The 12,699-nt window shown below is 56.5% G+C and carries 8 protein-coding genes and 1 tRNA gene; 4 read left to right on the top strand and 5 right to left on the bottom strand.

Features of this window, described 5'->3' with window-relative positions; genetic code table 11:
• Positions 1-29: 29 nt before the first annotated feature.
• The 5 genes from LEP6406_RS0224275 to psbP all read right to left on the bottom strand — a co-directional run bounded on the left by LEP6406_RS0224275 (position 30) and on the right by psbP (position 5,932).
• Complete coding sequence (locus tag LEP6406_RS0224275) at positions 30-3,428, bottom strand: helicase-related protein (protein WP_008314820.1); 3,399 nt, start codon at positions 3,426-3,428, stop codon at positions 30-32.
• A gap of 206 nt (positions 3,429-3,634) precedes the next feature.
• Positions 3,635-3,707: transfer RNA gene (locus LEP6406_RS0224270), tRNA-Glu, on the bottom strand.
• Between the two features lie 155 nt (positions 3,708-3,862).
• The gene (locus LEP6406_RS0224265) at positions 3,863-4,165 is read right to left on the bottom strand and encodes an Npun_R1517 family heterocyst differentiation transcriptional regulator (RefSeq protein WP_008314822.1); all 303 of its coding nucleotides are present in this window, start codon (positions 4,163-4,165) and stop codon (positions 3,863-3,865) included.
• A gap of 428 nt (positions 4,166-4,593) precedes the next feature.
• Entirely contained in the window at positions 4,594-5,181 is a 588-nt protein-coding gene (locus LEP6406_RS0224260) for a Maf family protein (RefSeq protein ID WP_008314824.1), read from the bottom strand.
• 160 nt (positions 5,182-5,341) lie between these two features.
• Positions 5,342-5,932 carry a photosystem II reaction center PsbP gene (gene psbP, locus LEP6406_RS0224255; protein WP_008314826.1) on the bottom strand — a complete coding sequence of 197 codons (591 nt, stop codon included), beginning with the start codon at positions 5,930-5,932 and terminating at the stop codon, positions 5,342-5,344.
• Positions 5,933-6,125: 193 nt separating this feature from the next.
• On the opposite strand from psbP, the gene LEP6406_RS33185 reads away from it, so the two are divergent.
• From LEP6406_RS33185 to LEP6406_RS0224230, 4 genes are all read left to right on the top strand, one after another.
• Complete coding sequence (locus LEP6406_RS33185; protein WP_027269401.1) at positions 6,126-7,496, top strand: hypothetical protein; 1,371 nt, start codon at positions 6,126-6,128, stop codon at positions 7,494-7,496.
• A 25-nt stretch (positions 7,497-7,521) separates the two neighbouring features.
• Positions 7,522-10,080: an ATP-dependent DNA helicase RecG gene (gene recG, locus LEP6406_RS0224245; RefSeq protein WP_008314830.1), complete on the top strand. Its 2,559-nt coding sequence runs from the start codon at positions 7,522-7,524 to the stop codon at positions 10,078-10,080.
• A 393-nt stretch (positions 10,081-10,473) separates the two neighbouring features.
• Entirely contained in the window at positions 10,474-11,295 is an 822-nt protein-coding gene (locus LEP6406_RS0224240) for a hypothetical protein (RefSeq protein ID WP_008314833.1), read from the top strand.
• A gap of 339 nt (positions 11,296-11,634) precedes the next feature.
• Positions 11,635-12,633 carry an IS110 family transposase gene (locus LEP6406_RS0224230; protein ID WP_008314835.1) on the top strand — a complete coding sequence of 333 codons (999 nt, stop codon included), beginning with the start codon at positions 11,635-11,637 and terminating at the stop codon, positions 12,631-12,633.
• Positions 12,634-12,699: the final 66 nt, after the last annotated feature.

Here is a 12,699-nt window from a genome sequence, read left to right as displayed (position 1 = left end):
TATCATGAGCTAAGGCTGTCGCCTAAAGTTTAGCGTTGCTGAAACAGCCCCATTGAACAAATGATTTGGGGTTCGCGATCGCACTCACTTTCCTGCACCAGGCATAGCCGCTCATCCTGATAGAGCGCCACTACCAAATCCGCTAGCTGCGCATCATCAATGCCGCTTTTGAGCTGGCGATTGAGCTGATCCGTCGCCGTTTGCCGCAGGGGATAGCGATAAACCAGGTCGATCGCATTCACCAAATCCTGCGACTCAAACAGCGTCCCCTTCACTGCCTGGGCATAGCGCTTCAGCCGTTCATAGGTGCGGAACCGGGCTCCAGAGGGTCGCCCCAGTTGCCCGCCAGAACTCTTCTCCTCCTCCAGAATATGCGCTGCCCCCTTGCTGACCAGCTCGTGATGCTGAGGATCTCTGGGAATTGCTGGGGTATCAGGCTCACACTGGGCTAACCGCAAAATCGCCAGTTGTGACTGTGTGACGCTGGTGCCGTTGCGATCGATGAGTGCCAGCGCGTCATTGCCCTCCGAGGTCTTCAGATACACCAGCACCCCCTCCGGTTGCCCCGGCGCTGGGGTGTGGGCACGGGTCGAGTAGACGACCGGGGGCAGGTTCTCGATGGTCTGCTTCAGGGACGGATCGGCATCGATGGCATTTTTCCAAATCTGGTATGCCTCCGAGGTCAGGTCTACCTCAGCATCGGCCTCACCGTCCAGGATGTCGGACTTCTCGTGATACAGGTCGAGGATGGTCTGCTCGTCGATCTCGTCCTCAAAGAACGCCTCATCGGTGCCCACTACTTCGGCGTTTTCCTGAAGCCGCTGGCGCAGCCGACTCCGGAGGCGAATGATGCGCTCCACCCCCTCCACGGGAAGGAAAGAGTAACAGCGGATCGTATCGGCGGTCTGGCCGATGCGATCCACCCGCCCCGCCCGCTGAATCAGGCGAATAATGGCCCAGGGCAGGTCGTAGTTGACGATGATGGCGCAGTCTTGCAGGTTCAAGCCCTCACTAAGGACATCGGTGGCAATCAGTACCCGCAGTTCCTCCGAGGCAGGAATCGATTTTTGGTTGCTGCGGGGGCTAAAGCGCCATGCGATCGCGGCGGGGTTGTCATCATCCCCCGTCACTCCGGCAATGGCGGCAATGCCCGCCTGCTTCAGTTCCGCCGTCAGGTAGCGAACGGTGTCGGCAAACTGGGTAAAGACCAACACCTTTTCCGCTGGATGCTGGTGGGTGATCAGGTCAATGAGCGCCCCTAACTTGGTATCTTGATGTGCCTGCCAAGGGCCGCAGGTTTGCAAAATGGTCGTCAACACCTCGGCATCGGCGAGCAAGTCCTTCTTCAGCGCCACCTTAAAGAGTCCCGGCTTGATCCACTTAAAGCGGCGTTGGTAGCGAGTGGCGTATTGGTCATATACCGCCGCTGCCCGTCGTCGATAGTCCGCATCTGCCGGATCGGGGGCGGCTTCGTTCTCGGTCGCTTCCTCTTCAGCTTCCACGTCAAAAAAGCTGGCGGCCAGGGCATCGGCATCCTCATCATTGTTGCGGGTATCCAATAGGGAAGCCTCCTGACTGCCAATGGGCAGGTCTAAGCCCTGTTCAATGGCATGGAGAAAGATGTAATTCCGCAAAATGTGGCGATCGAGGGACTGAATAAAGGCGGGGCCGCCGCTTTCTAGCCGCTTGTACAAATTGGTGCGGCTAAAGCCCATCAGTCGTTTTCCCGCCCGTGACAAGCCTTTAAGTTGCTGCTCTTCGCTGGGGGTGAGCTTGCGATTGCGGGTTGAGATGGCATAGTTGCCCAATCCATAGCGCGGCAGACTCAGACCATTAATCGCCTCGACGACCGCCTCTGAGTAGAGCCTTCCATAGGGGTTGCCCTCCTCCTCCGCCTGAAATTTGATGGTTTGGGGGCGACGATCGGGAAAATAGGCCCGCTGCCCATTGGGGAATTCTAGATATTTGCGGGGAGGACGCTGTTGCCACTCCTTGTCCAGGGGGAGTTGTTCCTCGGTTTTGGCATAGTTGGTTTGGATAAAGCTGCGGGTGCGCCGCACCATGTAGAGCTTCATCAAGTCGCGCCAGTCGTCAGCGTGGTCGCTCAGCTCGAAGGCCCGTAGCGATCGCACCGCTGCCTGGTGCTTGCGAATAAACTCCAGTTCCCCCCCGATTTGGCTCAGAAACACCTCAGGGCGGATACCCAAGTCTTGATCTTCCGGGACAAACAGCCGCAGTTGAGCGGACAAGTCCAGATAGGTTTTGTTGTAGGGGGTGGCTGATAGCAGAATGCAGCGACACTCATTGATGGCAATGTATTCCTGAATCGCTCGATAGCGCTTGCCGTCCCGATTTCTCAGGTTGTGGCTTTCGTCAATCAGCACCACCCGGTAGCGCCGCAGTTCCGGTAGCTCATGTTGCACGCGACTAATCGACAGTACCTTGGCTAGCAATCGGTACCGATCCACATAGTCCTGCCACATCGAGACCAGATTCTTGGGGCAGATAATCAGGGTTTCCAGAAAGTAATCTTCTTGCAGGATGCGGGCGAGGGTGGCTCCCACCAGGGTCTTGCCCAAGCCCACCACATCACCAATCAGCACCCCACCCCGGCGATTGACATGGTGAGCGGCAATCTGCACCGCCGCCTTTTGAAACTCAAAGAGCTGGGCATCAATCTCGCGGGGAATCTTGTACTCCGACAGTCCCGCTCTGGCCTCCTGGGAGAGGTGATAGGCAATCTTCAAGTAGATGTGATAGGGCGGTGGCTGCTGTTCCCTGGCCCAACTGGAGTCAATCAGGTCGGCCAGGTCTTCAGAGATGTCGAAGCACCAATGGTCGGCCCAGCGATCGTTGAACCACCGCTGCAATTTTTCGCAGGCATCATGCTCTAGGACATCGACATTCAGCTCCCCTTGGTAAGACAGGCCCGATAGGGTGAGGTTGCTGCTGCCCAGGAACCCCACGGTGGGGCTGTGGGCATCGTGGCGATGCACCAGATAGAGCTTGGCGTGCAGACTGTGGCCCAGGAACAGCTTCACCACCAGTTTCTTGGCCTTGAGCTGGGCACTGAGGCGGCGAAAGGCAGCTTCTTCTCGATTGTTGGGAACCCCCAGGGCCAACTGCTGGCGAAATTCTTGGGCAATGCGTTTTCGGAGCTGAATCACCTGGCGATTGTCGATGCCCGCCTGACCAGAGAGGAGACTGCGAGAGTCATACAGCTCTTCCTGGGGCAGTTTGTTCATGCCGATTAGAAGACGACAACAGGCTCCCTCTCCACCGGCCAATGGGTTGATGTGGGTGGCAATCTGCTCCCAGCCCCGTAGGTTGAAATAACCCACACAGAAGTCTGCCCGGTAGGCCGTATCTAAGGCACTGGTCAGGGCTGGGTGTAATTTTTGCTCAATGTTGTCGAAGATTCTGGGCAAGGGCGTCGTCCCTGGGGCTTACGGTAAGAGATCCATCCTCAACCCTGTGCCTAAAATGGGGCCTAGAATCCGGCCTGGATTCCGGGGCCGGATACAGATAGTTGGGATTAATTGGGGGTTCCTTACAAAATACAACAGAGTCCAAAACATAAGCCCCGCAAGCTTTTGGCGCTTGCGGGGCTTGTTTCGTCATTGCCTAAATCCAATACCCCCAGGGGAATTCGAATCCCCGTCGCCTCCGTGAAAGGGAGGTGTCCTAGGCCTCTAGACGATGGGGGCGCATTGCTTTGACATCCTTCAATATAGTCAAAGGGGGTACCCATGTAAACCCCCGCAGTGCTATCCCGACGCTCTTTTTTTACTGAGAAGCTGCGCCAGGAATCCTTAGGTCAGATGCGTGATGGCCAAGGACCGGCCCACAGGGGCCATCGCCCCTAGCGACCGATGACGTTGCGGAGGCGCATGAGTTGGCGACGCATCTCGGGAGAAGCCTGGACTTCCTCTAGTTCGTGAACTGAGATCTCAGTGTGGAGGGACTCTAGGTATTCATCACTGCCGTAGGTAAAGGCATCCACCAGAATATGCAGCAGTTCTTCGCGATCGCAGGTGGTTAAGTCTTCTTCAATGAGGCGGAACTTGAGTTTTACCTCGCATTCATAGACCCCGACTTTGGGGACAGTGACTGGGGGAGCATAATTTCGAACCGAAGAATCTACGGACGGTTGAGAAGAGTTCATTATCCTGGAGCCCTATCTAAGACATAGACTGCCAATGGATAGGTCGAGTGCCGTTCTAAGCGTTTAACTGGAGGACGGACGATGGTCCGCCGCTTTCACTCGCCAACCTTGGGTGACTGATCCCATAGAAACAGCATTACTCAGAAAAAACCTTATTTAGAGCACGGATTCACAGTATTTACAAAGTCCCTTTCAGGGAGCTTCACATAGTTCACAGTTCCTTTGAAATTGATTTCTACTGATAAAAGTTTGATGAAGCAATCATGCTCAAAGCTAGAGCTACCATGCCTTTGCGGCGGGACAGTATAAATTAAAACACCTGCGATGTCGGCTATTACGATGATCGCAGCTATGGACTAGAAAACCAAAAATAGAACACGTATTAGTGTATCAAGAAATTTCAAGGGTGAATAAATCCTGGGTGGAATTCACCAAAAGTCAGCAACGCTGTAGCCCAACTGCTCCAAAAGCTGTCTCAGTATCGGCATACTGAGACCAATGACATTGGTATGACAGCCTTCAATCTTCTCCACAAAATAGGCTCCCTTGCCATCAATAGAAAAGGCTCCGGCAGAGCCAAGGGGTTCCCCAGAACCAACGTAGGCGGCAATTTGGGCATCATTCACCGAGGCAAAAAAGACCCGCGTGACCGCACACTGGCTTACTTGGCGCTGCTGGGCCGTGTCGAGAATGACATGGCCGGTGAAAATTTCCCCCACCTGACCCCGCATCTGCTGCCACCGGGAGATCGCGGCCTCAATAGACTCTGGCTTGCCGTAAATCTGACCGTGTAGCGCCAAGACTGAATCGCAGCCCAGCACCAGAGCATTGGCAAATTGGGGTGCCACAACTTGAGCCTTACCCAAGGCAAGGGCCTGAACCAGGGCAGCAGGGTCCGTCAGTTGGATCTGATCTTCATCAAAATTGCTGGGACAGACAAAGGGCTGAATGCCAGCGGCTACCAGCAGTCGCCGTCGCGCGGGGGAGGCGGAAGCTAGGACAAACTGCGGAACCATAGCAATTGGGGTTAAAAAGGCGGCGATGGATGGAGGTTAGGGCGTGTGGACAATTAATGGGGAAACCTTTGCGGGGTAGGCATGACCACGCCCTGCCGAATCAAGCTAGGGGCTGTAACCGCTCCATAGCAAGGACTCTGGCTTTGATTGTCCGCAGCCCCTAGTACACAGAAAAAGATGCGACAGACTGTTTCATTAAGTCCTTAACTTTTTCCCAGCGATCGTCACTGGTGGAGGCATTAAAGGTAAACAATTCCCCCTGACGCACAATCACACTAGCAAAATTATGGCGCAGGCCCGAGGGCAAATCCGCCAAGTATTCCAGGATGTAGTAAGTCTTGTCGTCCTTCGTAATGGCTTGGGCACTGAGTAGATCTACCTTGCGATCGTCCCCTGTCAAGAAGTTGATACTTTTGGAGAGTTTATAGCCCACTTCGGTGGGGGTGCCCAGCCCTTCTAGGGTTTGGTCTTCGGGTACGGTGCTAATCACCACGCTAACGTTTTCGGTCTCGTTCACAATGTCGTGGAAAACCACATCTGCCGCCCCTGCCACCTTGACCTGCGTCCAGCCGTTGGGATAAAGGAATTGGTACCCGGTGTAGGTATCGGCGTAGCTCTTGAGGCCAGCCCCTGCACTCACGCAGCTTTGCAGAGCTAGGGCTGTGATCAAAAGGATTAGGGTCGCCAGTCGTTTCAGCATGGAGGGGGTAAGGGTTGTGATGGCTTTCAAGGGTCGGTCTGTGACCATCATGCCGTTTTTATTCTCCCATCTTGCGGCCTGGATGCAAGGGAGGGGATCAGACTAGTCGTACTGGCTGGCAGAAATAACGCACCCTTGAGATAGACCCCAAAGCCAAAGGCAGCCGGAATCCTCTAAAGTGGTATCCCGAGAGTAGACGTAGAACCCAAGATAGTTCTTGAGCTAAGGAGAGGCTTCCATACCCATGGCCAGAAGCCTAGATCAGATTCGTAAAGACTTGGCGGCGGTAGCAACCGAAACCGTCAAGATTGACGAGAAGTTACAGGAAATCTATGGCCAATACCTAGAGGTATTGGGGGCAGCGGTGCGCCAGCAGTTAGTGCTCGCAGCCTATCACCTCTGTACCCAGACCTATCCTGAGGCATTTCTGGCCCTCTCTGTAGGGCATCGGGAAAAACTCCAAGGGGCGCTACGCCAGTTGGGAGATCAAGGGCGATCGCACATTGAGGCCCTAGTTTCCATGGATAATGTGTCCGCTACGCTGAGCCTACTGCTGCAATCCGCAGACGGGTTATCCCGAAATGCGATCGCACTTTCCCTCCAGGGTGAGTTCTTCCCGCTGAAGGTACAGCAGCCCACTGCGATGGTCAGAGACCGGCCCCAAGGGGCCATCGCATCTTTAGACCTAGAAGAAGACCCAGAAGAAGGAGACCTAGAGGATCCAGCCCTAGATGGTTCCGAAGAAAATGCCCCAGAGATCCCCGACCCAGAAGGGGTGAACCCAGAAGGGGTGAACCCAGACGCCGCCGACCCTACCGCACCAGAGGCAGGGATAACCGCAGACCTCCAGATCCCTAGCCCCGACTGGGACGCTGCCCCCTTTAACCCAGATCCCGAAGGCGCAGATCCCGAAGGCGCAGATCCCGAAGGCGCAGATCCCGAGGACCAAGCTAACGCGACAGACCCCCAAACCTTCATAGGAGCCTTACCCCCAGATGCCGTGGCAGTCCTAGCCGCCGCGATGGGCAAAGACCGACCCAAGAGGGGCCTCTCAGCAGCAACCCCCGATCACCCCTCCCCCTTGCACTTGGCGAAACGTCATGTGCTGCTAGAGCGACAAATCCGTAGCATTCTGCATACCCTCTCCACCCTTTCTAACCACCTGCTCAAGCAGGCCCAGATCTTGCCCGACTTGCCCGAAGCCGTGCTCTCGGCAGCGGTAGAGTCCGACTCTGAGGACAGCGCCCCCGCTACCCCAAACCTACTCAGCGTCATTGTGGAAATGGGGCGCGAACGCTCAGAGGACGACGAGGATGAGGACGACGAGGACGGGGAGGACGACGACCTGCTAGAGGATGAGGACGAAGATCCCCTAGAGGAGGCCATGAACGCCCCAGAGCGATCCATGACCCACCTCGTTGCCATCAATTTGCGACTGGTGGATATCGAATTCACCGACCCCCAGACCGCCCTACGCCGCAGTAAAATCCAGGAAACCCTGATCCGCCTGAAACGTCTCAGCACTCGCTACCAAAAGCTCCAGCAGGAGCAGGCACGAGCAGAAGCAGAGTCTGCTTGGCAGGTCACCTGGTTTGACGACACCAAGGGTAAATAGCGCAGTCTAATGATTTCTGATGCCCATGGGTGAGCCGCTGCCGAGTCCGACCCCTGACTGGAATCGCTTGCAAAAGGCGCTAGCGGTGGAGGCTGAGCGGGGATTCAATGATCTCAAAGGCAATCAACAGCACTTTAGTGAGTTTCTCCAGGAACGCCTTGCCCAGCCTCCCGCCCCCCTACCCGCAGCGGAGCGGGCCAAGTGGCGATCCCTAGCCACCCAGTTCAGCACCTATCCCGAGCTAGGGTTTGCCGACCGCCAACACCTCGTGGCAGAAACCCGTCGCACCCTCTACGAAGGGCGGCGTCAGTGGGAATCTGGCAGAACCGGAGACGGAAAACAGAGCGGTTCCAGGGGGGCGCAAGGCGCTGCCGCTGTCAGCAGTGGCCAACGCAAAAGTGGAGCAGGGCAAGGTCTGCCCTCCGCCCAGACCCAACCCGGTGGCAGCGCCTTGCCGGGAGCCACCGTCTCCAGTAAACCCCCCACCCTAGATCAAGGGGCCACCTACCTGAAGGGGGTGGGGCCGAAAAATGCCGAGCGGCTGGCAAAACTGGGGCTGCTGACGGTGCTCGACCTGCTGCACTACTACCCCCGCGACTACATTAACTATGCTCAGCAGGTGGCCATCCGCGACCTGAAGCCGGGGGAAACCGTCACCCTGGTGGGTCGGGTGGAGCGATCGAACTGCTTCAGCAGCCCTAAAAATCCCCAACTCACAATCCAAGAACTGGTGCTGCGGGACAGCAGCGGCCAACTGCGTCTCAGCAAATTCTGGCCGGGGCAGCGGTTTCGCAACGTAGCTTGGCAACAGCGGCAAAAGAAACAATACCCGGTGGGGGCGCTAGTGGCGGCCTCGGGGCTGGTCAAGCAAAACAAATACGGCATCACCCTAGATAACCCAGAACTGGAGGTGCTGGATGGACCAGGGGAGGAACCAGACTCTCCCCTGGTGGGTCGAATTGTGCCCGTCTATCCCCTGACGGAGGGGGTGGCGGCCCACCTGATTCGCAGAGCGATCGCAACGGCCCTCCCCGCCGCCCTAGACCTAGTTGATCCCCTACCAGCGGACCTGCGCCGGACCCACAACTTGGTGGAATTGCCCGTCGCGATCGCGCATATTCACTTTCCCGATACCGAGGAAAGTCTGCAACAGGCCCGCAAGCGCCTGGTTTTTGATGAATTTTTCTACCTGCAACTGGGGCTACTGCGACGGCGACACCAACAGCGCCAGCAGCAGACCGGCATTGTTCTGCCCCCCACCGGGAAGCTGATTGACCAGTTCTACACCATCCTTCCCTTCGAGTTGACTGGGGCACAGCAGCGGGTGGTGACGGAAATCCTCACGGACTTGCAGGCCGCTACCCCTATGAATCGGCTCGTCCAGGGGGATGTGGGATCGGGGAAAACCGTGGTGGCGGTGGTGGCCATCCTCGCCGCCCTCCAGGCCGGATACCAAGCTGCCCTGATGGCTCCGACGGAGGTGCTGGCAGAACAGCATTACCGCAAGCTGGTGGAATGGTTCAACATTATGAGCCTGCCGGTGGAACTGTTGACGGGCTCCACCCGAGCTGCCAAGCGCCGGGGTATTCTCGCCCAGTTAGCCACCGGGGAATTGCCCCTGTTGGTGGGCACCCACGCCCTGATTGAAGATCCGGTGCAGTTCCAAGCTCTGGGACTGGTGGCGATTGATGAACAGCACCGCTTTGGGGTACAGCAGCGAGCGCGACTTCAGCGCAAAGGGGACAATCCCCACGTCCTTACCCTTACCGCCACCCCCATTCCCCGCACCCTAGCCCTCACCCTCCACGGCGATCTGGAGGTGAGCCAGATCGATGAACTCCCCCCCGGACGCAAGGCGATTAAAACGACTTTGCTGGCAGGGCGAGAGCGCACCCACGCCTACGACCTCATTCGCCGGGAAGTTGCCCAGGGCCACCAGGTCTACATCGTCCTGCCCCTCGTGGATGAGTCGGAAAAACTGGACTTGAAATCCGCCATTGAAGAACACCAACGACTGCAAGAGGTGATCTTCCCCGACTTCACCGTCGGGCTGCTCCATGGACGCATGAGTTCCACCGAAAAAGACCAGGCCATCACCGCCTTTCGAGAGGGACATACCCACATTCTGGTGTCTACCACCGTGGTGGAAGTGGGCGTGGATGTCCCCAACGCCAGCATCATGCTGATCGAACATGCAGAACGTTTTGGCCTCTCCCAACTGCACCAACTGCGGGGCCGGGTAGGGCGAGGGGCTGACCAGTCCTACTGCCTGCTCATGAGTGCCGCCCGCAACGAGGTCGCCCTCCAGCGACTGCGAGTACTGGAGGACTCCCAAGACGGCTTTTTCATCTCTGAGATGGATCTGCGGTTCCGGGGACCGGGACAGGTTTTGGGCACTCGCCAATCGGGTCTACCGGATTTTGCCCTAGCCAGCCTGGTGGCCGACCAGTCGGTCCTCGCTGAAGCCCGCGAAGCTGCCGCCGCCCTGATCGCTCAGGATCCAGAACTCCACCAGCACCCGGTCCTGCGCCAGGAACTTCAGCGCCGCTACGACAAACTCATGGGTGGAGCCATTCTGACCTGAGGGATCTCGGACAAGTGATCGCTGTTGATGGCTGCACGAGGGGGATCTTCAGGGCACTAGAACTCTGCGGCGTAAATACCCTAACCGTTTCATTGTGGGACACCTCGGCCCCTCACCCTAGCCCTCTCCCACGGGGAGAGGGGACCAGAAAATGTTGGGCTGGTGTGACAATAGTTTGTAGGATGCGTATAGCCTGCGGCATGGCTGCGCTAAAGCGACAACGTAACGCATTAAAGCCTTACGGGACGGTGCGTTACGGCTACGCCTAACAGCACCCTACAACAGCATTTTAATGATGTCCACCTACTTATGAAGTACACCTCAACTTAAACACTTTGGTGAACAAGGGGCTTAAGCCCCTTGTCTGTACTTAACCCGAGTGAGAACCGCTATATGACTCGACGGAAACATCGCCGCCCTTTGCGTCAGTTGCCGCCTGGGGTATCTCAGGGGGTATTAGTCGGGCTGCTGGGGTTAGATATTGCCTTGGTCGTGGGGGTGATCTGGTTCTGTTGGCGCTATGAAGAATCTCTCCAAGTCCGCAATTTAGACCGCCTTGCCTGGTCTATCACCGTACTTTTGGCGTTGACGGCGGGATCGGTGGCCATGCAGCTTTTGCAATGGGGAAAGCGGTCTACCCCCTGGGAATTGGTCACACGGTTTCTCTGGGGCTGGGCCTGGGGGTTGGGGGTGACAATTGGGGTTATCTCCCTCCTCTCCCTGATGATATTGCCGCTATTGTTGCCCAGGGTGTTTAGTCAGGAGTTTTGGCTTCTAATTTGGCTGGCGGTGGTGCTGCCTACGGTGGTCTTGCCGATTGTGGATTTGTGCCAGGGAACCTATGCCCGCACCCTGCCTAACCTGGGCTGGCTCATGGCGAAATATTTATTCCACTTTTGCCTTATCAATGTCTTGCTGATCACCGTTGCGATAGCCGCCTTTGCCCTTTTTCCTGCGGGATTGATGATCCAATTCCTCAGTGGCATAGACTTGCTGGTCCGCTGGGCCGGGGCTACATCGGGGGATAGCCTGCCGCTCTTCTGTAGCTGGCTACAAACGGCCCCCCGCTACTGTGGAGGCGTTCTAGTGGGGTTTCACCTGGGGCATCCCCTCTTGGCAATCCTGGCGGTCTGTTATTGGGAACCCTGCTTCAACTGGTGCGTAGATAGCTACCAGCGCGTTGTGGAATGGATCAGCGATCGCATTCACCCCTAACATCCAACCCTAAGAACCTGAGAACCCTTCAGCTAGCCTTTCTGCGGTGCATTGCTTCGCGTGGGCGAAGCCGCGCCTTAGCGCTATGCACCCTACGAAACTATGCACCCTTGTATGTAAGAGTTGGCCGAAAATAGACCTAGGAGTGACTCTGGATGCACCCTAAAGCCCTTTAGAGTTTGCAACGTAGAACAAGAGCCTCCCCCTTTTAGCCACCTGGATTGCCGTCAGCAGACTGGACAGTATACCAGGGAGTCCTCGAGACCTCCCAAACTGGATAACAAGGATAGCGCTGAGAGCGATCTGCCAATTTTGCCCCATTATCAGGAGTGTAAACCCATGAATGAGGTGCTGATTCCAGTCGGGATTGATGTTAGCAAAGCGACCCTGCACGTTGCGGTGCTATTGCCCGGACACAATAAACCTCGCTATCAGAGTTTTGAGAACACCGAAGCTGGCTTCGAGGCTTTACAGAGCTGGCTAGTAGACCTGAGCGCCAGCCCGGTCCATGCTTGCCTAGAGGCGACCAGCATCTATGGCCATGCCGTCGCGCTGGCCTTACACCAGCAGGGCCATCGAGTGAGCATCGTCAACCCAGTGCGCATTCACGGCTATGCCAAAAGCCAGCTCAAGCGAACCAAAGCCGATCGCCCCGATGCCACGCTGATTGCCGAGTTCTGTCGAGACCTCAAGCCCAGCGCTTGGCAGCCCTCATCGACTGAAGTGCAAGACCTGCAAGGCTACACCCGTCGTCTTGATGCCCTCACCCACATGCTGACCCAGGAAAAAAATCGCCTAGAGATTAGCCCAACCGCAGTGAAGTCTGATATTGAGGCCCATATTGAGTTCCTTGAGGCCCAGGTGAAAGCGTTGAAAAAGCTTTTGCGAGAGCATATTCAGGCGCATGACCCCTTAAAAGCACAATCTGATTTACTGGTCTCCATTGTCGGCATTGGCCCCGATACTGCCGCTCGTCTGCTCGCTGAAATTGGTGACATCAAAGCCTTTCGCTCTGCCCGTCAACTCGCTGCCTATGCCGGGTTGACCCCCCAAGAACACTCCTCCGGTACCTCCGTGCAGGGTAAAACTCACCTGTGCAAGATTGGTAATGCCCGCCTGCGCAAGGCTCTGTTCTTTCCAGCTTTAGCGTTTCTTCGACATGCACCGCAGATTCAGCCCTGGCGCGACCGCTTAAGCGCCGCAGGCAAAACCAAGATGGCTATCATCGGAGCCGCCATGCACAAGCTCATTCGCATCGTCTATGGCGTTTTATCCTCCGGGAAAACCTACGACCCGGATAAGCTCCTGCCAGCAAAATCCTCCCCCGTGACCGCTTGACAGCCCAAGACCAACACAGTATCTACGGGATATTTAATTCAAAACTCAAAATTCAAAACTCAAAAT

It is taken from the genome of Leptolyngbya sp. PCC 6406 (genome assembly GCF_000332095.2).
Classification (GTDB): Bacteria; Cyanobacteriota; Cyanobacteriia; order Phormidesmidales; family Phormidesmidaceae; genus PCC-6406.
This window is presented reverse-complemented; position numbering and strand designations above follow the sequence as displayed.